The organism is Erythrobacter insulae, from assembly GCF_007004095.1.
GTDB classification, from domain to species: domain Bacteria; phylum Pseudomonadota; class Alphaproteobacteria; order Sphingomonadales; family Sphingomonadaceae; genus Erythrobacter; species Erythrobacter insulae.
This window is the reverse complement of the sequence record NZ_VHJK01000001.1, coordinates 1,926,070-1,950,270: the sequence shown is the minus strand read 5'-3', so window position 1 is coordinate 1,950,270 and position 24,201 is coordinate 1,926,070. Positions and strand designations below refer to the sequence as shown.

Below are 24,201 nucleotides of genomic sequence, written 5' to 3'. Positions count from 1 at the left end.
GGCGTCTATGGCACGTTTTCCTTTTTCCGCTATCGTTGGCCAAGACGAGATGAAGCAAGCGCTTTTGATCGCAGCTGTTGATCCCAGTGTTGGCGGGGTCATGGTGTTTGGCGATCGCGGCACGGGCAAATCCACCGCCGCGCGCGCGCTTGCCGGGCTTTTGCCGCAAATCAGCGCTGTCGAAGACTGCCGTTATGGCTGCACGGGCGAAGATAAGGGCACTTGCCCTGATCCGTGCAGTTCGGGCCGCGTGCGCAAACGCGATGTGCCGTTTGTCGATCTGCCGCTGGGCGCGACCGAAGACCGCGTGATCGGATCGTTGGATCTGGAACGCGCATTGCGCGCCGGTGAGAAAGCGTTTGAGCCCGGATTGCTGGCAAAGGCGCATCGCGGATTTCTGTATATTGATGAGATCAACCTGCTCGAAGATCATCTGGTGGATCTCCTGCTCGACGTTGCAGCTTCTGGAGAAAACGTGGTCGAGCGTGAGGGATTGTCGGTCCGCCACCGCGCCAAATTTGTGCTGATCGGCAGCGGAAACCCGGAAGAAGGCGAACTGCGCCCGCAATTGCTCGACCGGTTCGGCCTATCGGTTGAAGTGCGCACGCCCACGGACATCGAAACACGCGTGGAGATCATGCGTCTGGTCGCCGCGAATGAGCGCGATCCTGAAGGTTTTGCCGCCAAATGGGCGGGCGAAGATGCAAAGATCCTGAAACAGATCGCGCGCGGCAAGGCCAAGCTGGCCAAACTGGAATCGGGCGAAGATGTGTTGAGAGACGCAGCCGAGCTGTGCATGGCCGTGGGCGCGGATGGTCTGCGCGGCGAGCTGACGCTGATGCGCGCCGCCCGCGCTTTTGCCGCTTTGACCGGCGCACGTTCGGTCACCCGCGAACATTTGATCGAAATCGCACCGTCGGCGCTGCGCCACCGGCTGCGCCGCGATGTTCTGGATGAAACAGGGTCAACCGTACGGATTACGCGGGCGATTGATGAACTGTTCGGTTAATGGCAGGCCAGCCGCCTGAAACCTCCTCCTTTGATCCGGTCTGGGATGGATTGCTGGCCGCCCGGCTGTTTGCATTTGCACCGAAATCTTTTGGCGGGATGGTCCTGCGCGGTGCCAGCCCGGCCCGCGATGCGCTTGTCTCGGCTCTGTGTGCAGAGATGGAAACCCGCCGGCTGCCCGGTCATGTTGATGACGAACGCTTGCTGGGCGGGATAGATCTTGCTGCGAGCCTCGCGGCGGGCAAACCCATCATTCAAACCGGCCTGCTGACCGAAGCCAAAGACGGCGCATTGATCGTGCCCATGGCAGAGCGGCTGGATGAAACAATCGCCGGAAGGCTGGCGCAAGCCTGCGACGAAGGCGGCACCGCGCTGATCATGCTTGATGACAGTGTGGAGGCAGAAGATGCCCCGCCCGCCAGCCTGATGGAACGCTGCGCCTTTCACTGCGACGTCACGGCGTCACGCGAATGGGAACCGCTCGATCTGGACAATCGCGCAGCCATTGCCTTGGCCAAGGTCGCACCTTTGAATGACGAAGCGCTAATGGCCCTTGCCGCCACTGCCGCCGCGTTTGGGGTCCATTCGCTGCGGCCGCTCCTGTTCGCAGGCGAAACGGCGCGCGCCCATGCCGCCTTGTCAGGCCGCACCGATGCGATAGAGGCGGACCTTTCCGCCGCCGCACGGCTGGTGCTGGGCCCGCGCGCGACGCAGCTGCCTGCACCGCAAGAGGACACGGCGCCGGAGCAGCCACCAGAGCAGCCGCCCGAACCGCCTGAGAGCAATTCGGACGAACCATCCGACACGCAAAACAACCGCTCCGATCAACCGCTGGAAGAGATGCTGGTCGAAGCCGCCGCCGCTGCGATTCCGGCGGACCTGTTGGCGCAGCTTGCCAAGGGGCTGGCTCCGCGCAAATCGGGCGGCTCCGGGTCGGGGCAGAAACGCAAATCGGGCATGCGGGGGAAACCTCTTGGCGCGCGTCCGGGCATGCCGCGCGGCGGTGCCCGTCTCGCCTTGATCGACACTTTGCGCGCCGCTGTGCCGTGGCAGCAAGTCCGCCGTAAAGAACGCCAAGAAGCCGGCAACCCTGCCGATCCAAACGCGATCCTGACCCGCAAGGATGATCTGCGCGTGCGCCGATTTGATGAAAAAGCCGCGCGCGTCACAATCTTTGCGGTTGATGCATCCGGCTCTGCCGCCGCTGCCCGCCTTGCCGAGGCAAAGGGCGCGGTCGAGCTGATGCTGGCGCAGGCCTATGTCACCCGCAGCGAAGTCGCGCTGGTATCCTTTCGCGGAGACAGCGCCGAATTGCTTCTGCCACCAACCCGCTCGCTTACCCGCGCCCGCCGCGCTTTGGCGGAATTGCCGGGCGGCGGCGGAACGCCGCTGGCCATGGGATTGAATGCAGCGCGCGAAGCCGCCGAAAGCGTGATTGCGCGCGGTCGCACGGCGAGCCTTGTCATCCTGACCGATGGCCGCGCCAATATCGGCGGCGATGGCTCGCCCGGACGCAAACAGGCAGGCGAAGATGCCGAGGCAGCAGCCAAAGCCATCGCGCGCTCAGGAATTGATAGTCTGGTGGTCGATATCTCTTCGCGGCCCGGCCCCGATGCACCCGCTTTGGCAGACACATTGCAAGGCCGTTTTCTCGCTCTGCCGCGTGCCGATGCGAAAACTCTGCATAAAGCCATTTCGGCTGTGAACCCTGCGAAAGCATCGGCATGAGCCGCGCCCTGGATTGGTCACGCGAGGGCAAGATCTGGCCTCACCGCGAGACAAGCGAATTTGTGCGGGTCGGCAATGTCTGCTGGCATGTTCAACGCATGGGCGCAGCGGATCAACCTGTCCTGCTGCTGCTCCACGGGACCGGAGCCTCTGTCCATTCATGGCGCGGCCTGATGCCTTTGCTTGCCAAGACGCACCATGTTGTCGCGATGGATCTGCCGCGTCACGGTTTTACCACCGGCCATCCGCCCGAGGATATGAGCTTGCCGCGCATGGCCTCCACCGTCATGCGGCTGGTGAGCGCATTGGGCATCACACCTGCAACCATTATCGGCCATTCGGCGGGCGCTGCGCTGGCGCTGCAGATGGCGCTGGATCATGGATATGATGGACCGGTTATCGGGCTAAATTCGGCTTTGCGCCCGTTCCCCGGCCTCGCCGCACAGCTTTTCCCGGCGGTTGCGAAACTGCTTTTCGTCAATCCGCTTGTCCCGCGCCTATTTTCGGGCGCAGCTTCGCTTTCGGGCGATACTGATCGTTTCATCTACAAAGCCACAAATTCGCATATCGATGCCGAGGGTATGGCCTGTTACGAGGCGCTCATGCAGAATTCGCGTCACACCAAAGGCGCGCTGGCGATGATGGCGAACTGGGATTTGCCGACCTTGCGGACCCGCATGGGCAAAATTTCAAATCCGGTCCTGATGGTTCATTCGGATAATGACGCTGCGATTCCGCTTGATTGGGCAAAGGAAGCGCATGGATGGCTGTCGAACGCGCATCTTGATGTCATGGAGGGGCTTGGCCACCTCGCCCATGAAGAAGCGCCAGAGCGCGTGATGCAGCGCATCTCCCCCTTTCTGGTGGACCGTGCTAACACCCCTGCAGATTAGGGCGCACGCGCAGAAGGAAATCCTGAGCAATGTTTGAAAATCTCGGTTGGCTTGAAATCGTGTTTTTCTATGGCTTCGCAATCAGCTTTGCACTGTGGCAATATTTCAAAATGGACCGCGACCTAAAGCAGATCCGCAAGGAAAAAGCCGAAAAAGCAGCACAAGCCGAGAAAGAGAACGCGTCGGAATAACGCGCTTTAGCGTTTTTCCTTCGGCATCCGGTATGGCAGCATGAATTGCACCACAGGTGACGCAAACCGCCGCATATCCAGACTTTCCTGAACCGAAACCACATCTTCGCCATAAAGCTGCGTCGACAGCTCTGAACGGGCGTAAAACGGCGTGTCCTCCCACGTGCGGATGACTTCCGACACGCCGAGATCAGAGCGGGTGCGCCGTTTGATGTGCCAACCGCTGGATGGCAGGCGCGCGGCGGGCGGCAGATCGGCAATTTCGGGAATACCATCCGCGCCAAAACGGATCGCGCTGGCAAAGACAGAGCCGTCGCCGCGTTCGCCTTCGTAACACACCACCGCGCCCTCTTTCATGTGCGCGCGCGACCAGTGCCATGTGCGAAAGCCGTCTTCGAGCGGTTCCGATCCGCGATTGTGATCAAAATATCCCTGCCCGCTCCACGAAACGCCCGGCTCTTCCATATCCACTTCGATGCGGGCGCGCGGGGCCATGCAATGCCAGATGTGGTTTTCGGCGGGATCAAGCGCGAAGGATGCAGGGTTCAGAGACTCGGGGATCACGCGGACTTTGCCTCGCACCTTGCGGCGGAACGGATTGAAAAGCCGCTTGTCGCGCTCTTCAATCGTAATCTCCAGCGCATCGCCTTTCCATTCGACATGGCTCGGGCCGATTTGCAGATTGGTGACGTCGCGCTCTACCGATCCAGCGGGCCGTTCGGTCATGACCCAGCGCGCGCTTGGGCCGTATAATGCGACGTTGAGCGAGCAATGGTTAAGCGGATTTCCGCGCCCGCTGCGCTTGTAATAGGGTGAGAATACGCTTCCCAGAAATGCGATAATGGTCAGCCCGTGCTGCCCGTCTTCGCTGATCGCATCGATATACCACCACGTGTAACCGCCGGCAGGAATCGCCGCATCGAAGCGCGGTCCCGTTCGATCGTTCGCGCTGCCAGCAGTCCTGACAAGGCTGCCATCGGGACTCCGGCCGCTGGGTGTGTGGCCCCGCCCGCGCAATACAGACCCGGTATCCGTGTCTTTGGCCCCTGCCTCAGGAATGAGGCCGCCCAGCCGTGCGATGCTCTGCCATAAAGGGCGCCGCCGGTCGCCGGGAACAGCCCCTCCCACGTTTGCGGCGTTGCCAGCTGATGCGGCATCTCGCTCTCCAGTGTGAGACCGCATCGTTCCATCGTGCTCCTCATGGTGTGAGTGCATTGTGCGATCTCCTGTTCTGAATAGTCATGGGTGTCGCCATCCGCGGGTGCGTTGACGATAATCTGGATGCGTTCCCGCCCGCTTTTGATCGGGTGGGCGGCGGATTTGAAATCGGCGCTGCGATCTTGCGCGCAAAGATAAACGGTCGGATCATCAGGCGCATTGCCCGCGCGAATATCGGCAAATTCGCGAGCATAATCCGGCGAGAAAAAGACGTTATGATGTGTCAAACCAAACCCTTTCGTCTTGGTATGGGCAAACCATACCAAAGCCGAAAGCGAGCGTTTCTGTGGCGGCATCGCTTTGACTGCACTTGCTGATTGAGCGCCAAATTTCCCCTCGGACAGCGCCGCGGGGTCTGCATTCGAAATGACAAAATCGGCGGTCACGGTATCGCCATTGGTCAATCGCACCCCGCTGACACGGCGGTTTTCGGTCAGGATCTGCGCGGCGCTCGTTCCGGTGCGGAACTGCACACCCTTACTTTCTGCCAGTTTGCGCAGCGCTCGGGCCAGCGCGCTAATCCCGCCATTGATCAACCACACGCCTTTCGCCTCTGTATGGGCGATCAGCATCAGCGTGGCGGGGGACTGAAACGGATCAGACCCGCAATAGGTCGAATAGCGGCCAAACAATTGCTGCAAGCGCGGATCGTCAAAATGCTCGCCCAGAGCGTTCCAGAAATTGTCGAATGGCCGCATCGCCATCGCATCGCCAATCCGGTGCAGGCCGATACGCCACATCATCGGCAGCGGCGTATAACTTTTGTCACCGCGCATGAATGGTTTGTCCAAGACTTCATGAATGCGGCGCGCTTCTGCTCTGAATGCGCGGTATCCTGCGGCCGCTTTTGCACCGGCAAAATCACCGATGGCTTCTTCGCTGCGAATGGGATCGGCAAACAGATCGAGACGACCGCTATCGTCCCAGGCGTGGCGCGCGATCACTTCAGCCTGACGCACCTGAATAAAATCGTCGAGTTTCGCGTCGCAGGCCCGGAAAATCTCGTCAAAGACATCGCGCATCGTGAAAACGGTTGGTCCGGCTTCGATTCGTTGACCGTCCACCTCAACCGTGCGGGCTTTCCCCCCGACCCAGCTCTCTTTTTCGATCACAGTCACATTGAACCCGCGCGCGCTCAGCATCGCGGCGCTGGCGAGGCCGCCAATTCCGGCACCGATGATGGCGACTTTTTCGCTCACATTTCCCCCATCTGCGTGGTGACTTCAGCCGATTCTGCCGAGTCTTGCGGACATAAACATTGACCTTACCGTATCATCTGTCCAATCATTTGGACATATGGGATGTCAATTTGATCGGATATGATGGAAAAACCATCACTCAAAACTCGCTGGATCGCGCGTCGCAACGCAGTATTTGCAAGCTCGCGCTTTCAATATTGGGCCGCGCGTATTCCATTCATCAGCTCTGTGGCGCGCAACCGGGCCACCCAGATGTTCGATCACCTGGTCGGCTTTTCCTATTCGCAGGTGCTGCGCGCTTCTGTTGATAGCGGTCTGCTCGATCTGCTGGCCGATGGCCCTGTGGGCGCGGATCATATCGCGGACAGGATCGATATCAGCCATGATGCCGCCATTCGGTTGCTGCGGGCGGCACGCGCGCTCGATTTGGCAGAGGAAGCGTTTGAGGATGGCTGGATGCTGGGGCAGCAAGGCGCTGTTCTGCAAGCAGACCCCGGCACACAGGCGATGATTCGCCACCATCATCTGTTGTACGAAGATCTGGCCGATCCCATGGCGCTGCTGCGCCGCGATCGCAAAGAACCGACCGCCCTTTCGCGCTATTGGTCTTATGCCGGCGCGCTCCACGGCGCGGCAGAACGCGGCGAGGAAACACAGGATTATTCCGAGCTGATGGCCGCGTCTCAACGCTTTGTTGCGGATGAGGTCATCGGCGCTTTTTCTTTCCCGAAGAATGGCAGATTGCTGGATGTTGGCGGGGGACACGGTGAATTTCTTCGCCGTGTCGGCGCTGCCTATCCCGAAATCGAGCTCGGCTTGTTCGATCTGCCCGAAGTCGCAAATGCGGCGCGCGAACCGCTGGGCCGCGATGTGGGTCAGGCGCGGCTGACATGCCATCCCGGCAACTTTTTCGAGGATCAGGTTCCGCAAGGATACGATATCGTTTCGCTGGTGCGGATCCTGCACGATCATGACGATGAACCGGCCATGGCGCTGCTGCGCAATATCAGAGCCAGTCTGGCCCCCGGTGGACGTTTGCTGTTGGCAGAACCCATGGCGGGAATTCCCGGTGTGGAACCCATGGGAGACGCATTTTTTGGTCTCTATCTGTGGGCGATGGGCTCTGGCCGCCCGCGCACACCGCGCGAAATCAGTGAAATGATGCAAGCCGCCGGTTTTACGCGCACTCGGACTGTCGCAACAGCCCAACCGGTCATCGCCAGCTGCATTGTCGCATTTGCCTGACGATATAAGTGTCTGCTTTGGTTGACACCCCCGACTGTAAGGCCTAGCAAACAATCGGAGAATAAGTCGTTTGTCCGAACACGAGTCGCAAAAGCACCCGAGTCGGAAACAAGAATGGGGAAACCGCTGAGCATGAATTCACTGGCAGTCATACTTGAGGGACCCGAGCGCCTTGCGCTGCGGGAGCTTGAGTTGGCGCCGGTTGGCTCTGGCGATGTGGTGATCGATATCGCGTGGAGCGGGATTAGCTCCGGCACGGAAAAACTGCTGTGGACGGGCCAGATGCCTGACTTCCCCGGTATGGGTTACCCGCTTGTCCCCGGTTACGAATCAATCGGACGCATTGTTGATGCCGGCGCGGATGCGCAGGCTCGCATTGGTGAATGGGTCTTTGTACCCGGCGCCAATTGCTACACCGATGCACGCGGATTGTTTGGCGGCACTTCCAGCAAAGTTGTTGTGCCTTCGGCGCGGGCTCTGCCTGTACCCGAACGGCTCGGTCAGTCCGGCGTCCTGTGCGCACTCGCAGCCACCGCGCTTCATGCAATCAATGGCGGAACAGCGCCCGATCTGATTATCGGTCACGGTGTTCTCGGGCGTCTTCTGGCACGGCTTACCACGGCTCTTGGTGCGCCTGCGCCGACCGTCTGGGAAACCAGCGAAGCGCGCCGCGATGGTGCCGCAGGTTACACTGTGCTCGATCCGCAGGCTGACGACCGCCGCGATTACAAATCCATTTACGATGCCAGCGGCGACGCCGCTATCATCGACGCCGCTACGCCGCATCTTGTCAAAGGCGGCGAGATCACTCTGGCAGGCTTTTACGCGGACCGCGTCAATTTCGCCTTTCCCGCCGCTTTCATGAAAGAAGCGCGCATCCGGATCGCTGCGGAATGGCAGCCTGGCGATTTAACGCAAACTCTGTCCCTGATCGAAACCGACAAACTCGATCTGGCAAATCTCATCACCGATGCTCGCCCTGCTTACGCAGCCAGCGATGCATATCCGCAGGCCTTTAATGATCCGGCCTGCCTCAAAATGGTTCTCGATTGGAGCAGCGCCGCATGACTATGCTAGACGCACAAACTGACAGTCTTCGTGAAGAAGCCTCGCAAGAGCCCGATCCGGTCCACACCGGCGAAGTCACCAGCGAAACTCAGGTTATTGCGATTTACGGCAAAGGCGGCTCGGGCAAAAGCTTCGCGCTTTCCAATCTCAGCTATATGATGGCCCAGCAGGGCAAACGCGTTCTTCTGATCGGTTGCGATCCAAAGTCGGACACAACCAGCCTGCTGTTCGGCGGCAAAAGCTGCCCGACGATCATCGAAACTTCCTCTAAAAAGAAACTGGCCGGCGAAGAAGTCACCATCGAAGATGTGTGCTTCCAGCGTGACGGTGTGTTCGCAATGGAGCTTGGCGGACCAGAAGTCGGACGGGGCTGCGGCGGACGCGGCATCATCCACGGTTTCGAACTGCTCGAAAAACTCGGCTTCCACGATTGGGGCTTCGACTATGTCCTGCTCGACTTCCTCGGCGATGTTGTCTGCGGCGGATTCGGTCTGCCGATTGCCCGCGACATGTGCCAGAAAGTGATCGTGGTCGGATCAAACGACCTGCAATCGCTCTATGTTGCCAACAATGTCTGCCACGCGGTTGAATATTTCCGCAAAATGGGCGGCAATGTCGGCGTGGCCGGCATGATCATCAACAAAGATGATGGCACCGGCGAAGCGCATGCTTTCGCAGAGTCTGTCGGCATCCCAGTGCTTACCGCGATCCCGGCGAATGACGACATTCGCCGCAAAAGCGCGAATTACCAGATTGTCGGCGTACCCGGCGGTGAATGGGCCAGCTTGTTCGAAACACTCGCGGTCAATGTCGCCGAAGCGCCTCCGCTCCAGCCAAACCCGCTGGACCAGGACGGCCTGCTCAACCTTTTCAGCGCCGATCAAACCGGCGGCGACATCGAGCTTGTACCGGCCACACAGGCCGACATGCGCGGCGGCGTCTTTGAAGAGAAGCCATCCCTCGAAGTGATTTACGACGAGATCTGATTGACCGATCTGCACACCTCTGACGCGCAACGCACCCCTGACACACTCGATTTGAGTGGCTCAAAAGACGTGGTTGAAGGCGGCTGCTCCAGCACCGCAACCATGAAAGAGGCTGCGCGCGCTGCTGGTAAAAGCGAGATTTTGGATCAGTACGAAGCCGACTATCCCGTTGGCCCGCACGATCAACCGCAAAGCATGTGTCCGGCATTCGGCAGTCTGCGCGTAGGTTTGCGTATGAAGCGCACAGCCACGGTGCTGTCAGGCTCGGCCTGCTGTGTGTACGGCCTCACGTTTACATCGCATTTTTACGGTGCGCGGCGGACAGTCGGCTATGTGCCTTTCTCTTCCGAAACGCTCGTCACCGGCAAGCTGTTCGAAGATATCAAGGAAGCGGTCGAAGATCTCGCCGATCCTGAAAATTACGACACAATCGTTGTCACCAATCTGTGCGTGCCCACCGCCAGCGGGGTTCCGCTGCGGCTGTTGCCGGATCAGATCAACGGCGTGCGTATCATCGGTATCGATGTCCCGGGCTTTGGCATTCCCACCCACGCAGAGGCGAAAGATGTCCTCGCCGGTGCGATGCTTAAATATGCCCGCGAAGAAGTGAAGGCTGGCCCGGTCGCTGCTCCCAAAGAGCGCACGGACAAGCCCAGTGTTGCCTTGCTTGGCGAGATGTTCCCGGCTGATCCGGTGGTTATCGGGCAAATGCTCGAACCGCTCGGCCTTGCTGCTGGACCGGTTGTTCCGACCCGCGAATGGCGCGAGCTGTATTCCGCGCTCGATTGCTCGGTCGCTGCGGCGATCCACCCGTTCTACACCGCCAGTGTCCGCGAATTCAAAGCGGCTGGCCGCCCAGTGATTGGCTCTGCTCCGGTTGGCGCAGACGGCACGGCGGCATGGCTGCAAAGCCTCGGCGATACGCTGGGCCTGCCTCAGGATAAAGTCGACGCGGTGAAAAACACCATGATCGGCGCGATCAAAGGCGCATTGGCGGCAATGCCGATCAAAGGCCGGATCACGGTTTCGGGCTATGAAGGTTCCGAACTGTTGGTAGCCCGCCTGCTGATCGAAAGCGGCGCGGACGTGCCCTATGTCGGCAGCGCCTGCCCGCAAACCGAATGGTCAAACGCGGACCGCGAATGGCTCGAAGCCAAAGGTGTCCGTGTCAATTTCCGTGCAAGCCTCGAAGAGGATATTGCAGCGGTTGAAGAATTCCGCCCTGATCTCGCGGTTGGCACCACTCCGGTGGTCCAGCATGCGAAGGCCAAGGCGATCCCCGCATTGTATTTCACCAATTTGATCTCTGCGCGTCCGCTGATGGGACCTGCTGGCGCAGGCAGCCTCGCGCAGGTTGTGAATGCAGCGATGTCGAACAAGGATCGGTTCGACAAAATGCGGGACTTTTTCGAAGGTGTCGGGACCGAGCACGCCGCAGGCGTATGGGAAGACACCCCGGTCGACCGGCCCAAATTCCGCAAGAAATATGCGGCACTTAACGAAGCGGCGCGCAAAGCGGCCGAGGCGGTGGGCACATGACCTTCGTTATCGATCACGATCGCGCTGGCGGTTACTGGGGTGCGACATATGTCTTCACCGCGGTAAAAGGCCTGCAAGTTATCATTGATGGTCCTGTGGGTTGCGAAAACCTGCCGGTGACATCGGTGCTGCATTACACAGACGCCCTGCCCCCGCATGAACTGCCCATCGTCGTAACCGGCCTGGGTGAAGAAGAGCTGGGCAAGACCGGTACCGAAGGCGCGATGAAACGCGCATGGCAAGCGCTCGATCCTGAACTTCCCGCAGTGGTTGTGACAGGCTCCATCGCCGAAATGATCGGCGGCGGCGTGACGCCCGAAGGCACCAACATCAAACGGTTCCTGCCGCGCACTATTGACGAAGACCAATGGGAAAGCGCCGACCGCGCTCTCACATGGCTCTGGACAGAATTCGGCCCGAAAAAAGCGCCGAAGCTGAAAGAGCGCAAAGAAGGCGAAAAGCCGAAGGTCAATATCATCGGCCCGAGTTACGGCATGTTCAACATGCCATCGGACCTCGCTGAAATCCGCCGTCTGGTCGAAGGTATCGGCGCGGAAGTCGGTGTAGTGTTCCCGCTGGGCTGCCATCTTGCCGATATCCGCCAGCTTGGCATGGCAGAAGCCAATGTCTGCATGTACCGCGAATTTGGCCGGAACCTGTGCGAGACATTGGAGCGCCCCTATTTTCAGGCGCCCGTCGGCCTCAGCTCGACCACCAAATTTCTCCGCGCGCTCGCTGCAGAACTGGGTCTAGACCCTGAACCGTTTATCGAGCGCGAGAAACACACCACGATCAAACCGCTCTGGGATCTGTGGCGCTCGGTTACTCAGGATTTCTTTGGCACAGCCAATTTCGGCGTTGTCGCAAACGGCACCTATGCCCGCGGTATCCGCCACTTCCTGGAAGAAGACATGGGCCTGCCCTGCTCGTTCGCCTATTCGCGCGAACCCGGCGTCAAACCCAAAAACGAAGACGTACGGGCCGCCATCCATGCATCGCCGCCAATGGTGGTGTTCGGCAGCTATAACGAACGCATGTATCTGGCCGAAGCACCCAGTGGGTTTGGCCCGACCAGCACTTTCATCCCGGCAAGTTTCCCCGGTGCGGCGATCCGCCGGCACACCGGCACACCGTTCATGGGCTATTCGGGCGCGACCTATCTGGTCCAGGAAGTCTGCAATGCGTTGTTCGATGCGCTGTTCCACATCCTGCCGCTGGGCACGGACATGGACAAGGCCGAGGCAACCCCTGCCCGCTCCGAAACCGAAGTTTCATGGGATAATACCGCCAAGACCAAGCTCGATAAGCTGGTCGAAGCGCAGCCCATCCTGATCCGTATTTCCGCTGCAAAGCGGATGCGTGACGCCGCCGAGCGCACAGCACGCCAGCGCGGCCAAGACACAGTCACATCAGACTGTCTGAACGACCAATTTTCTGGGGCACAGCTCGAAGGGGAGACCGCATGAATTTGCGCACACTCACCATCGCTGCGCCCGGCATCCAGATTGCCCTTAACCCGGGCACACCAAATCCACGTGGGGGATCACGCGGGGATGCCGACGGAGGCTTCGGCCTTCACTCCAACCAACTGATACGGAGACATTTCTATGAATGATCCTGAAAGAATTGGAACTCATCTGACGCCTGAAGAGGCTAAAGAGATCCACAAAGCGTTTATGGGCACGTTTGCTCTTTACGTCGGAATCGCGCTTGTTGCACACGCATTGGTCTGGGCTGACAAGCCTTGGTTCCCAATCTGATCCACACAGTATGATCCGCCAAAACCCGTGGGAAACCCTGCGAGTGTTTGGTCGAAAATTACTACTGAAAATCTAAAAGGAATTTCATCATGTGGAGTATTTGGCTTCATTTTGACGTCCGCCGCGTTCTCGTGGCTCTACACGTCGGCCTCGCTGTTCTGGCCTTCTCGATTCACTTCATCCTGCTCAGCACGGATCGCTACAACTGGCTCGATAACTCGACCACTGGCACTCCTACTGCTGCAGCTGTTGTTGAATCGTCGGAAGCTCCGGCAGCAACATAACGGCACTAAAGATGCGAGGAGGCAGGTTCGCCTGCCTGCCTCCTACTTCTTTTCGTTAACAGATTAACACCCACCGTTCAGGTGGGAAGGATGGACCTATGGCGCTCCTTAGTTTCGAGCGGAAATACCGCGTGCGCGGTGGAACATTGATCGGCGGCGACCTATTCGATTTTTGGGTCGGCCCGTTTTATGTCGGATTCTTTGGGGTCACTGCAGCAATCAGCGCGCTCTTGGGCACAATGCTGATTTTTGCTGCGGCCATTGAAGGGCCGACCTTGAACCCCTGGCTGATCGATATTCAACCACCTGCGATTGAAAACGGTCTTGCTTTTGCCCCACTTTCCGAAGGTGGGTACTGGCAAGTCATCACAGCCTGCGCGCTTGTCGCGTTCGGCTCATGGGTACTCCGGCAAGCGGAAATCTCCCGCAAGCTGGGCATGAGCTATCACGTTCCTATTGCTTTCAGCTTTGCAGTGTTCGCCTATTTCACGCTTGTCGTGATCCGGCCTGTATGGATGGGCGCTTGGGGCCACGGCTTCCCGTATGGCATCTGGTCACACCTCGATTGGGTGTCGAACACGGGCTATATGTACGCCAACTTCCACTATAACCCTGTGCATATGCTCGCGATCACGTTCTTCTTTACGAACTGTCTCGCGCTTGCCCTGCACGGCGGTCTGGTGCTGTCAGCGGTCAACCCTACCAAGGGAACCGATGTGAAGACGCCTGAATATGAAGACACGTATTTCCGTGACTTCATTGGCTATTCTGTCGGTACGCTCGGTATTCACCGCGTTGGTCTCTTCCTCGCTTTGAGCGCAGGTTTCTGGAGCGCCATCTGCATCGTGATTTCAGGAACCCTTTATGTCGGCAGCTGGCCGGAGTTCTGGGATTTCTGGAAGAAAATCCCGATCTGGTCCTGAGGAGAAGCTGAATTATGGCTACCTATCAAAACATCTTCACTCAGATCCAGGTGAAAGCGGCGCCCGAAATGGGCGTCCCACACCTGGATGGCAGTGAACCACGCATCAACGCGACCGGTTACAGCTACTGGATGGGCAAATTCGGTCAGGCTCAGCTTGGCCCGATTTACCTCGGTTGGCTCGGCATGATCTCACTCGCCTTTGGCGCTGCTGCGATCATGATCATCGGGCTCAACTTCTGGGCGCAGGCCGGTTGGAGCCCGCAGACTTTCATGCGCGAGCTGTTCTGGCTTTCGCTTGATCCTCCGGGTCCGGAATACGGCTTTAGCCCGTTCGTGCCTTTGAACGAGGGCGGATGGTTTATCCTGACCGGTGCGTTCCTTTCGATTGCCGTTCTTTCATGGTGGGCCCGCACATATATGCGCGCCAAAGCGCTGGGCATGGGGATGCATATCCCTTGGGCCTTTGCGAGCGCCATCTGGCTGTTCCTGGTGCTGGGCTTTATCCGTCCACTCCTGCTTGGCAGCTGGGCAGAAGCGGTCCCATACGGTGTGTTCTCGCACCTTGATTGGACCAACAACTTCTCGCTGATCCATGGCAATCTGTTCTACAATCCGTTCCACGCGCTTTCGATCGTGTTCCTGTACGGCTCTGCCGTGCTGTTCGCGATGCACGGGGCAACGATCCTTGCGGTTGGCCGTTACGGCGGTGAACGTGAGATCGAGCAAATCACAGACCGCGGCACCGCTTCTGAACGTGCCGGCCTGTTCTGGCGCTGGACCATGGGCTTTAACGCCACAATGGAATCCATCCACCGCTGGGCCTGGTGGTTCGCAGTGCTCACCACCTTCACTGGCGGTATCGGTATCCTGCTGACTGGCACCGTGGTTGATAACTGGTATGTCTGGGCGCAGGAGCATTACTACGCTCCGAAATAATGCGCCCACGAGGGTAGAGCGCAGCCGGATACGGCAACGCGCTCTACCCCGTCGGCATATTGCCCAAGGGCAACTGAAAAGCCCGGCCTCGCACTGCGACGCCGGGCTTTTTCGTGGCCGGATCAACGGGATCTTTGGATTGATGCCGGTAGAACGAGGCGTCAGCGGTGAGGCATTAGCGGATCGGCAGCAGCGGATCGGGTAATTCCAAAAGCCACAGCATCGCCTTAACGATTACATCGCAAGCGATTGATCATCTGCGAGTGTTCAACCGGCCCTTCAGATCAAACAGATGCAGCGGCAGCGACAATGCCAGCGGAACCGCCACCCAGTACCAAGCCGCCCCGATCAACGCCGCACGCAGGCCCAGGACAATAAACGCCGCCGGGCCAAGCAATCCGGCGATCGCGCTCCAGCTCCAACCGCGCAGCTTTAGCCACACAGCCTCAAGGCCAAGCACAATCAAAATAAGATCAGCGGCGTGGCCGGATTGAAAGAACCAGCTCACGCGGGCAATCAGCCAAACGGACCGTTAAGCTGCAGGATGGCCCAATTCAGAGCGCCTGCAATCGTGACCCAGATCAAATACGGCACCAGCAGCACGCTGGATAGACGCGAATGGCGTCCGCAATAGATGATAAGAAGAACAATCGAGAGCCACAGCAAGACAAGTTCTACCATCGCCCAATCGGGTCGCTGGAGCCGGAAAAAAATCAGGCTCCACGTGATGTTGAGAAATCCGTTCAAAGCAAAGAGGCTGATAACCCACTGCCCGCTCTCGCTATTCGGCGCAGCGCGCCACGCGGAGATGCCGGAAACCCAGATAAGCGCGTAGATAAGCGTCCAGACCATCGGGAACACCGCATCCGGCGGGTTCCAATCCGGTTTCTGAAGACTTTGATACCAAGGGCCAAGGTCGGTAATCGTCGCGCCAAGCGCCGCGACAACAAGCGCGGCGATTGTCGCCACAGTGACCGGAATGATCAGGGTTGCTCTCATGCGAGATAGCTTAGCGCGTTGCGGCCCGCATACCCAATAGATGCGCGCAATCTTTCAAGAAGATTTTGATATGCGCCAGCGGCTTTTTGCGGACGAGCTTCTTGTTCATATACGCTTGCCAGGTGAGCTGCTGCACATCCTTGTCATCGCACATGGTCACAAATCGTTCGCGCCGTTTGTCTGATGAATACCAGAAATATTGCATCATGCCGAGGATCCAGAACACGCGGCCGTGCTCTTTCATAAACCGCTTGCGAGCAAGCTTGAGCGCTTTGGCTTCGCCCGTCTTCAGGAATTCACTGGCTGCATCGGCGACAACGCGGCCGCCGACCATCGCGTAATAAATGCCTTCACCCGATGCTGGCGCAACGATGCCAGCCGCATCGCCGGCAACAATCACATCCTTGCCATTGTCCCACTTTTTAAGCGGTTTCAGCGGAATAGGTGCGCCTTCGCGGCGAACGGTTTCGCAGCGGGTCAGATCAAGCTCGCTGCGCATTTGCGAAACAGCGCCGCGCAAGGAAAAACCTTTGTTCGCGCTGCCGACACCAATGCTGGCGGTGTCGCCATGCGGGAAGACCCACGCGTAAAAATCGGGCGACAATTTGCCTTGATAAAACACATCGCAGCGATCGGGATCGAACGCTTCGAGATCGTCATTATCGGGCGCTTTGATGATTTCATGATACGCGAAAACGCAAGGCACGCGTTCCGCGCCGGGCAGGCATTGTTTCGCAACCGAGGACCGCGCTCCGTCTGCGCCAATGATGCAGCGTGCACGCACGCTTTCAATTTCGCCGCCGCGTTTCCTGCGGAATGTCACCTGCGGATGTGCGTGTTCGTCACGCTCGACCTTTTCAAAGACAGCGCAAAGACGTTCTGCGCCCGACATACGCGCTCTTTCGCGCAGCCATTCATCAAATTCGTCGCGATTGACCATGCCGACATAGCCGATTTCGCCCACCGGCATATCAACCGACCGGCCCGAAGGCGCGATCATCCGGGCGCACCGCGCTTTGGCGACGAGCAGGCTGTGGGGAATGTCAAAATCTTCGAGCATTCGCGGTGGCACCGCCCCGCCGCAAGGTTTGATCCGTCCGCCGCGCTCAATCAACAGCACCGAATGTCCGGCAAGGGCCAGATCGTTGGCTGTGGTGGCACCGCAAGGGCCTCCTCCAACGACGACTGCGTCATAAATTTTCTCGCTCATGCGAACACCTCTTTCTTGCCTGTTTGTTTCAGGCTCGTCCCATTATTCTGATTGGTTTGCGCGCTGGCGCTGGTTGCGCGCACCGCGAGTATTGCCGCGAGCACAAACAGCCCGGCTTCGATTGCGAATATCAGTTGGAATGCGCTGCCATCGCTAGCCAATGCCGCGCGCGCTTGATCCACGCCGATTGCGCCGATCAATCCGCCTAGTCCAAAAGCGATTGCCTGACTTGCGCCCCACACGCCCATTCGCACGCCTTCGCGCGTTTTCTCGCCTGCTCCGGCGAGCCCCATCATCGCTCCGATCGAAGCGACCGCAAAAATGCCGTTGCTGAAGCCTAAAACGAACACGTTGATCGCAATCGGCCAACCGGGGCCGTGGATCGATGCCATTGCCAGACAAGCGAGCGACGCAGCCGAACCAACGCAGCCAGTGACCACCCAGACACGCAGATCGCTCGGCAGGCGGCCCGCAAATGCGCTGCCGCCGATTCCCGCGATGATCATACCAATCAGGATTCCGCCTTGATGCTGACCGCCGAGCTGGGTTGAATCGCCTGGATCCATGCCAAATACGAGGCCCGCAAAGGGTTCAAGAATGAGATCCTGCATGCTGAACGCGATCATCGATACGAAAATGTAGATTGTGAACCGGCGCGCGGCCCGCTCTTCCCACATCTCGCGCAGGGCCTCTCTGAAATTGGGCACTGGCGCATCTTTGGCGGTTTCGGCGAACAGGTTGGCGGTTTCGCTGCGCTCAAGCCGGATAACAGAAATCGCCGTAATCAGGATTGTAACCGCAGCTAGCCCGCTTGCGACGATCATCAAACGTTCGGGAGAATACGGTTTTAACAGTTCCCCCACTGTTATGGCAGAGACAACTATACCGGCGACCATCATAATCCATGTTGTCGCGGCTGCAGCAGCGCGGCGCTGCGGCGCAACGCCGGATGCGAGCAAAGCCAGCGCCGATGTGCCCGCCGCTCCAACCCCAAACCCGATGAAAGTGTATGCGATTACAGCAAGAGCAAAGCCGCCTTGCGGACTTACTTCCATCATCAGGGTTGCACGCGTGGCGAGCAGCGCTGATCCTGCCAGCAAGATGATACCGCCAAGTATCCATGGTGTGCGACGGCGCCCTTGATCGGAGCCATGCCCGAACAATGGACGGGCGAGCTGCACGGCATAATGCCAAGCAACCAGGCCAGCCGGAATGGCGGCGGCCATGGTAAATTCAACCACCATCAGCCGGTTGAGCACTGTCGTCGCCAACATAACGAGCGCGCCAATCGAGGCCTGAACTAGCCCGATGCGGATAATCGAAAACCAGCCAAGGCCAGTTGATACAGTTGCCGGTGGTTGTGATCCCTGATGCAGCATCAGATGTAACCGCCCAAGCCCAGCGCGGCAGCAAGCATTCCGAGGACAAACAGAGTTACACCCACGCCGTTATACCACGGGGCATATTGTTTCGGATCACGCAGCAATTTCGGCATCGCGGCCAGCTGTGCGCATAGCACCCCGGCAACCAGCAAAGCAGAAGCGGTGTATTCCCACATGGCCAGCAATGCGACCACTGCGATTTGTGAAACGGCCATGATGGCGCAGGCGTATCGAGCCGCCCCGGTTACGCCCATTGTCACAGGCAGCGATTTCAGACCCGTCTCGCGGTCGCCCTCTACCGCTTTGAAATCATTCAGCGTCATGATCCCGTGCGCGCCGATACTATAAAGCACGATAACCATCAGAACGTCTGCGGCTGGCAAACTTCCCAGCATAACCGCCGCGCCGGTGAACCAGCTTAAACCTTCATAGGTGAAACCGACTACTGCGGGCCCGGTCCACCCGCTCGTCTTGAAACGGAAAGGCGGGGCGCTGTAACCCCAGGCAAGAGCCAGTCCGACCAGCCCGGCAACAAAGACCCACATTCCCAAAGCGAACGCGACCGCCGCCGATAACAGAGTGCCGATCAATGCGATGTAAAGCCCCCATTTGCCGCCTATGCGGCCAGAGGGTATCGGGCGATCGGGTTCATTGATTGCATCGACATGCCGATCAAACCAGTCATTCACCGCCTGACTTGTCCCGCAAACCAATGGTCCGGCGAGCAAAATCCCGCCGAGAACGAAAAGCCAGCGGCCCTCCAGACCGACGCCAGAAGAAACCGCGCCGCACATAAACGCCCACATTGGCGGAAACCATGTAATCGGGCGGATGAGCTGGACAACGTCGCGCAGCGCCGGAATGGGCACAGATTCAGTCGTAAGCGCGGAGCGTTCCATGAAGGCAAGCTATGCCTGACAATCATAGGCGTCAAATTATTTTGACACTATTGTAAGGCCAGCACCCATTTTTGAAGGCTATTTCAGGTTTTTTCGGCCTCGTCGTGACACCTTGGAGAGACAAACAAGTGTCCAAATGTTTGGAAAAACCGGCAAATCGATCCCGCGAATCGGTGCTTTTGAGGTGATTTGGAGCCTGATTGTAGGCTGGTATGTGCCCTTTGGGGGCTCTTCAAACACGCACTCAAGCGGTATTTGCCGGTGCACAAACCGGCGCACAAACCGGGCGTTCAAACCGGACGTTTACTCCGTTTCGTTGGGCAAATTGCCAAGCCCGTAACGGTGAAGTTTGGAATAAAGACTCTGGCGCGAAAGACCGAGGATTTCAGCGGCCGATGCACGGTTGTCAGATGTGTAAGCAAGCGCGGCTTCGATACACAGCCGCTCAATCAGATCGGTCGATTCCCGCACGATATCTTTCAATGACATACGGCCCACCAGATCGGTGAGCTGTTCAACAGACCGCGGCAGGTCCTGTGAGCCCGGCGGCAAATCGCGCAGACGGCGGCCGATCGGACGAATAACGAACGCGTAGAGTGGATCCTCTCCGCTGCTGCGCACCGCCGACAATTCAACCGGCTCGCCTTCCATTTCATTGCCCGAACGCAGCACCGTGCTGACATTGCGCGCGGCGCCGTGCTGGTCAATCTGCCCCTCGATCAAGTCCAGATCGATGCCCGGACGCCCAAGGGTTTCGGACAATTGCCGACCGCGCAATTGATCAAGGCTGGCCGCCTGCACCAATTCAACAAAGGATTGATTTGCGCTGACAATTTCAAGATTGGCGTTGGCCATAACAAACGCATCCGGCATGTGATCGACCAGATCGAACAGCGGCGATGCATCATTGCTTTTGTCGGCCCCCACAGGCGACATGCGAAGCAGCAGGAACTGCCCGCGATCCTGCGAGAAACCGTTGATCGAAAGGGAGACTTTCCGTGCCCCTTTGGAAACGGTGATTTCAACAGGGGTTACAGCGTCGGACGCTATGGCCGCGCCAGCCATCGCCTGAAGCGCATCACGCGATTCCTTTTCGATCAGGCTCGGGAATTTTTTACCCGCTAGACCGCCCGCCTTGACACCCAGCATGGAATGCGCGGCGGGGTTCGCCTCGCGAATCCGCAAAGTCTGCGCCTCAAGCACCGCCACCGCTTCGGAAGAACGGTCGAACAACATGCGATAGCGCGCCTCCAACTGGCGCATTTGCAGGTAATCACGCTCAAGCGATTGTTGCACCTGAAGCAATCTTTGCTGCAGCTTGCCTGCGTCGCGCAAATCACGGCCGAACGCGATCCTGTGCTCACCGTTATTTACCGTCAGCACCGAATAGCGAATAGGCACATCGCCGTGGCGTGACGGGTGGTTTACCTGACGCCAATGCTGCACCTCACCGCGGCGCGCCGCAGCCAGCATCTCCATGATTTTCGGGCGGCTTTCATCGGTAACAGTCTCGATCCAGTTTTCACCGGTCCAGTTGGCAAATTCAGGGAATTCATTGGGGTCAAACGCCGCATCGAGAATGGTGCCTGCATCATCAAGCACCAAGGTGACATCACCCGCCACCATCGCAAGTTTCATAGCGGCGTCGGCGTCCAGCGTGCCAAACAAGTCGGCAGCTTTGCCGAACTGATGCTTGCCTTCAATACTATGCTTACGTGTGAGCATTTTCGGGTCCTGAGTTAACGCCTGGATTGCGCACGCACAGCTGCGGAACCGACCAATCTCTCGGCCTCTTCCAACGCAGCGCGAGCATCGGCGCCGGTCCCATCGGCTCCTACTTTCGCAACAATTGAAGGATCGTCATTGACTGAACGACCCCCTACTAAAATCGAAATATTCGGATTGGCAGACATACTTCGCATGGCAACAATCAGCTTCGATACGGCGGCGCTAGGGCAATCGCGAGATAGCGTCAATCCTACCAAATCGTAGGATTTCCGGGCCAAACGGTCGAGCAAATCACGGCGTTCGGGCTTCACCAACGCCTCGCTATCCCAACCGGCACGGCTGAAAACTTCATCAATCATCTGCGCACCAAAACTGTGCTGATCGCCCGGCATTGGTGCAAAAATTGCACGTGGTTGATTTTCAAAGTCTTTTACAACTGGCGCGGGTGATCGAACACCCACTTCGCGCATCACTTCCTGAAGCCGCCACAGACCCATGGTCACATCGACAAAATCACATTCATCGTTTTCCCACATCTCACCCAGCTTGCGCGCAGCAGGCGCCAACAAATCGAGGTAAATTGCATCCAAGCTTACTCCGGCCTCAAGAAAGTTATCCACCTCCTCAAGCAGATTGGACGCCTCCAGCCGCATCGGCAGCTTTGCAAAATTCTTGGCATCAATAGGGTCAATTTCGGAGTCTTTAGGCTGTGTCAGAGGCGTTTTGCCCAATGCGTGCGCCATTAGAAGTCGCGGGATGATATCCCCCTCGATGATCGCGTTGATTGAATCGTCGGAAAGCGGGCCATTATCTTTGACAGGCGCCCCCTTTTTGGACGTGAAACGGCTTAAAGGATTGGCGAACACTTTGCGCCACGCAGGTGATGTGACGCCGTTCGCTTGCTTTTGATGGGTATCCACTCTGCGAGCCTTCCTTCATCCCGGTCCAGCGTGCCGGGTCGGCGCAGATTGCGTCGCTGTCGGTGCAGCCAAATCCATTTCAGCCCCTCACACCTACGATTCAAGTCCTACGCGTTTTTTCCTGATTGAGCAAACAAGACCGCATAACCCGGTCTTTTTATGTCAAGCTAACACGACGTCCACTTTGATTGACACATTGATTTGCAAGGCGTAGTCACTGGCTCTGGATGAGAAGGCATTTCACACTATGAGTCGGCAAAAGCGCACATCTGCAACCGCATTCGCATCACGTCCTGCCAAGGCAGGTAGTGATGAGCGGCAGGATGGCGCGCTTTATTCCGCAGAAGAGCGCCGCAGGCGTGACGAATCGGTTTGGACAATCGTCCAGGGCGTTCTTGCTCCGGTCCAGTTTTTCGTTTTCATCGCCAGTCTGGTGTTGGTCATTCGGTATCTGACCACTGGCGAAGACGCATTCGCCGCTGACCTTTCAATCGTCGGCAAAACGCTCATCCTTTATACAATCATGATCACAGGCTCGATCTGGGAAAAGGTCGTGTTCGGGCGGTGGCTGTTTGCTCCGGCGTTTTTCTGGGAAGACGTCTTTTCGATGCTCGTTCTGGCGCTGCACACGATCTATCTGGTGATGCTGCTGGGCGCGTTTGGCACTGTAGAGCAGCGTATGCTCGTCGCTCTCGCGGCCTATGCAACCTATCTGGTCAATGCGGGGCAGTTCATCTGGAAATTGCGCGCCGCCCGCCTTCAGGCTGCTGAAACACGGGCGGTGATGGCATGAATATAGCTGCCACTCTTTCCGGCTGTGATACTCCTTCGGCCGATACACCGCGCCCGGTCTTGCGTGAGCGCGGCCAACGCGAAGTTTTCTGCGGTCTTACCGGGATCGTCTGGCTGCACCGCAAGATGCAGGATGCCTTCTTCCTTGTCGTAGGTTCGCGCACTTGTGCGCACCTTCTGCAATCGGCGGCCGGCGTTATGATTTTTGCCGAACCGCGTTTCGCGACCGCCATTATGGAAGAGCGCGATCTGGCCGGTATGGTCGATGCGCAAGACGAGCTTGACCGGGTGGTTGATCGTCTTCTTTCGCGCCGCCCTGATATCAAGACCTTGTTTCTGGTCGGATCTTGTCCGTCCGAAGTGATCAAGCTGGATCTGGCAAAGGCTGCAGAGCGCCTTGGCAAACAGCATATGCCCAATGTCCGCATCCTGAATTATTCGGGTAGCGGCATCGAGACGACATTCACCCAAGGCGAGGACGCATGCCTTACCGCGCTGGTGCCGGAAATGCCCGCCCATGTCGCGGATGCCCCGCAAGACCTGCTGATCGTTGGATCGCTGCCTGATATTGTCGAGGACCAGTTCCTTCGCCTGTTCGCAGAGCTTGGTATTGATAATGTCGGGTGTCTGCCCGCCCGCAATGCCCGCGATTTGCCCCGTGTCGGGCCGAACACGCGCTATTTGCTGGCTCAACCTTTTCTGGCCGAAACGGCGATGGCGCTCGAAGGACGCGGCGCTGTCCGGCTTGATGCTCTGTTCCCGTTCGGCGCAGAAGGCACAACGAGCTGGCTTAAAGCCGCTGCGGACGCTTTTGGCATCGACGAGGCGCATTTTGACCGCGTGGTTGAGCCGGGCCGTCAACGGGCGAAACGCGCGATCTCTCACGTCAAGGCGAACCTTGAAGGCAAACGCATCAGCTTCCTGCCGGATTCCCAGCTGGAAGTGCCATTGGCGCGTTTCCTCGCGACAGAGCTGGACATGATCCCGGTCGAAGTCGGAACGCCATATCTGCACCGCGCGCATTGTGCGCTGGAGCTTGATTTGATCCCGCCATCCGCGCGCATCAGCGAAGGTCAGGATGTCGAGCGGCAACTGGACCGTGTTCGCGCTGATAAACCCGATCTGACTGTTTGCGGCCTTGGGCTTGCCAATCCGCTGGAGGCGGAAGGGTTCTCGACCAAGTGGGCGATCGAACTCGTATTTTCACCGATCCATGGTTTCGACCAAGCGGGCGATCTCGCCGAACTCTTTGCCCGGCCGCTGCGGCGCCGCGACGTGTTGGAGGTATAGG

General features: G+C 58.4%; 24 protein-coding genes. 15 read left to right on the top strand and 9 right to left on the bottom strand.

The window, feature by feature from the left end:
* The first annotated feature begins 7 nt into the window (after nt 1-7).
* The 4 genes from bchI to FGU71_RS14120 are packed head-to-tail and all read left to right on the top strand — an operon-like array spanning nt 8 to nt 3,820.
* Nucleotides 8-1,009 (top strand): magnesium chelatase ATPase subunit I, encoded by a 1,002-nt coding sequence (gene bchI, locus FGU71_RS09175; protein ID WP_142788284.1) that lies wholly within the window; start codon nt 8-10, stop codon nt 1,007-1,009.
* Entirely contained in the window at nt 1,009-2,736 is a 1,728-nt protein-coding gene (locus tag FGU71_RS09170; RefSeq protein ID WP_142788283.1) for a magnesium chelatase subunit D, read from the top strand. Before bchI ends, FGU71_RS09170 begins: the two co-directional genes overlap by 1 nt.
* The gene (gene bchO / locus FGU71_RS09165; RefSeq protein ID WP_142788282.1) at nt 2,733-3,629 is read left to right on the top strand and encodes an alpha/beta fold hydrolase BchO; all 897 of its coding nucleotides are present in this window, start codon (nt 2,733-2,735) and stop codon (nt 3,627-3,629) included. The genes FGU71_RS09170 and bchO overlap by 4 nt, the downstream gene beginning before the upstream one ends.
* A 29-nt stretch (nt 3,630-3,658) precedes the next feature.
* Nucleotides 3,659-3,820 carry a hypothetical protein gene (locus tag FGU71_RS14120; RefSeq protein WP_185960252.1) on the top strand — a complete coding sequence of 54 codons (162 nt, stop codon included), beginning with the start codon at nt 3,659-3,661 and terminating at the stop codon, nt 3,818-3,820.
* Nucleotides 3,821-3,826: 6 nt separating this feature from the next.
* On the opposite strand, the gene FGU71_RS09160 is transcribed toward FGU71_RS14120, so the two are convergent.
* Entirely contained in the window at nt 3,827-4,546 is a 720-nt protein-coding gene (locus FGU71_RS09160; protein WP_142788281.1) for a hydroxyneurosporene dehydrogenase, read from the bottom strand.
* 119 nt (nt 4,547-4,665) lie between these two features.
* A complete protein-coding gene (crtD, locus tag FGU71_RS09155; RefSeq protein WP_142788280.1) occupies nt 4,666-6,237 on the bottom strand; it encodes a 1-hydroxycarotenoid 3,4-desaturase CrtD in 1,572 nt (523 codons plus the stop codon).
* A gap of 120 nt (nt 6,238-6,357) precedes the next feature.
* Between crtD and FGU71_RS09150 the strand changes: the two genes are divergently transcribed.
* From FGU71_RS09150 to pufM, 9 genes are all read left to right on the top strand, one after another.
* Nucleotides 6,358-7,482: a methyltransferase gene (locus FGU71_RS09150; RefSeq protein ID WP_142788279.1), complete on the top strand. Its 1,125-nt coding sequence runs from the start codon at nt 6,358-6,360 to the stop codon at nt 7,480-7,482.
* Between the two features lie 132 nt (nt 7,483-7,614).
* Entirely contained in the window at nt 7,615-8,550 is a 936-nt protein-coding gene (gene bchC, locus FGU71_RS09145) for a chlorophyll synthesis pathway protein BchC (protein ID WP_142788278.1), read from the top strand.
* Nucleotides 8,547-9,536 carry a chlorophyllide a reductase iron protein subunit X gene (locus FGU71_RS09140; RefSeq protein WP_142788277.1) on the top strand — a complete coding sequence of 330 codons (990 nt, stop codon included), beginning with the start codon at nt 8,547-8,549 and terminating at the stop codon, nt 9,534-9,536. The genes bchC and FGU71_RS09140 overlap by 4 nt, the downstream gene beginning before the upstream one ends.
* Nucleotides 9,537-9,638: 102 nt before the next feature.
* Complete coding sequence (gene bchY / locus FGU71_RS09135) at nt 9,639-11,075, top strand: chlorophyllide a reductase subunit Y (protein ID WP_142789070.1); 1,437 nt, start codon at nt 9,639-9,641, stop codon at nt 11,073-11,075.
* Nucleotides 11,072-12,541 (top strand): chlorophyllide a reductase subunit Z, encoded by a 1,470-nt coding sequence (bchZ, locus tag FGU71_RS09130; protein ID WP_142788276.1) that lies wholly within the window; start codon nt 11,072-11,074, stop codon nt 12,539-12,541. Before bchY ends, bchZ begins: the two co-directional genes overlap by 4 nt.
* A gap of 141 nt (nt 12,542-12,682) precedes the next feature.
* Nucleotides 12,683-12,835, top strand: a complete 153-nt coding sequence (gene pufB, locus FGU71_RS09125) for a light-harvesting antenna LH1, beta subunit (RefSeq protein WP_142788275.1) — start codon at nt 12,683-12,685, stop codon at nt 12,833-12,835.
* Between the two features lie 89 nt (nt 12,836-12,924).
* Entirely contained in the window at nt 12,925-13,119 is a 195-nt protein-coding gene (pufA, locus tag FGU71_RS09120; RefSeq protein ID WP_142788274.1) for a light-harvesting antenna LH1, alpha subunit, read from the top strand.
* A 98-nt stretch (nt 13,120-13,217) separates the two neighbouring features.
* Nucleotides 13,218-14,042 (top strand): photosynthetic reaction center subunit L, encoded by an 825-nt coding sequence (pufL, locus tag FGU71_RS09115; RefSeq protein ID WP_142788273.1) that lies wholly within the window; start codon nt 13,218-13,220, stop codon nt 14,040-14,042.
* A 14-nt stretch (nt 14,043-14,056) separates the two neighbouring features.
* A complete protein-coding gene (pufM, locus tag FGU71_RS09110) occupies nt 14,057-14,980 on the top strand; it encodes a photosynthetic reaction center subunit M (RefSeq protein ID WP_142788272.1) in 924 nt (307 codons plus the stop codon).
* Between the two features lie 253 nt (nt 14,981-15,233).
* Here pufM and FGU71_RS09105 read toward each other — a convergent pair whose 3' ends face one another.
* From FGU71_RS09105 to FGU71_RS09075, 7 genes are all read right to left on the bottom strand, one after another.
* Nucleotides 15,234-15,488 carry a hypothetical protein gene (locus FGU71_RS09105; RefSeq protein ID WP_185960251.1) on the bottom strand — a complete coding sequence of 85 codons (255 nt, stop codon included), beginning with the start codon at nt 15,486-15,488 and terminating at the stop codon, nt 15,234-15,236.
* Between the two features lie 8 nt (nt 15,489-15,496).
* Nucleotides 15,497-15,979, bottom strand: a complete 483-nt coding sequence (locus FGU71_RS09100; RefSeq protein ID WP_142788271.1) for a TspO/MBR family protein — start codon at nt 15,977-15,979, stop codon at nt 15,497-15,499.
* A 10-nt stretch (nt 15,980-15,989) separates the two neighbouring features.
* Complete coding sequence (locus tag FGU71_RS09095) at nt 15,990-17,189, bottom strand: geranylgeranyl diphosphate reductase (RefSeq protein WP_142788270.1); 1,200 nt, start codon at nt 17,187-17,189, stop codon at nt 15,990-15,992.
* Complete coding sequence (locus tag FGU71_RS09090) at nt 17,186-18,568, bottom strand: BCD family MFS transporter (RefSeq protein WP_142788269.1); 1,383 nt, start codon at nt 18,566-18,568, stop codon at nt 17,186-17,188. The genes FGU71_RS09095 and FGU71_RS09090 overlap by 4 nt, the downstream gene beginning before the upstream one ends.
* A complete protein-coding gene (gene chlG, locus FGU71_RS09085) occupies nt 18,568-19,470 on the bottom strand; it encodes a chlorophyll synthase ChlG (protein WP_142788268.1) in 903 nt (300 codons plus the stop codon). The genes FGU71_RS09090 and chlG overlap by 1 nt, the downstream gene beginning before the upstream one ends.
* A gap of 303 nt (nt 19,471-19,773) precedes the next feature.
* The gene (ppsR, locus tag FGU71_RS09080) at nt 19,774-21,195 is read right to left on the bottom strand and encodes a transcriptional regulator PpsR (RefSeq protein ID WP_142788267.1); all 1,422 of its coding nucleotides are present in this window, start codon (nt 21,193-21,195) and stop codon (nt 19,774-19,776) included.
* Nucleotides 21,196-21,209: 14 nt separating this feature from the next.
* Complete coding sequence (locus FGU71_RS09075) at nt 21,210-22,118, bottom strand: cobalamin B12-binding domain-containing protein (RefSeq protein ID WP_234035709.1); 909 nt, start codon at nt 22,116-22,118, stop codon at nt 21,210-21,212.
* A 247-nt stretch (nt 22,119-22,365) separates the two neighbouring features.
* Here FGU71_RS09075 and bchF point away from each other — a divergent pair, with 247 nt between their 5' ends.
* Together bchF and FGU71_RS09065 are read left to right on the top strand one after the other, a co-directional pair.
* Nucleotides 22,366-22,911: a 2-vinyl bacteriochlorophyllide hydratase gene (bchF, locus tag FGU71_RS09070; RefSeq protein WP_142788266.1), complete on the top strand. Its 546-nt coding sequence runs from the start codon at nt 22,366-22,368 to the stop codon at nt 22,909-22,911.
* On the top strand, nt 22,908-24,200 hold the full coding sequence (locus FGU71_RS09065; RefSeq protein ID WP_142788265.1) for a ferredoxin:protochlorophyllide reductase (ATP-dependent) subunit N: 1,293 nt from the start codon (nt 22,908-22,910) through the stop codon (nt 24,198-24,200). The genes bchF and FGU71_RS09065 overlap by 4 nt, the downstream gene beginning before the upstream one ends.
* The last annotated feature ends 1 nt before the right edge of the window (nt 24,201 follow it).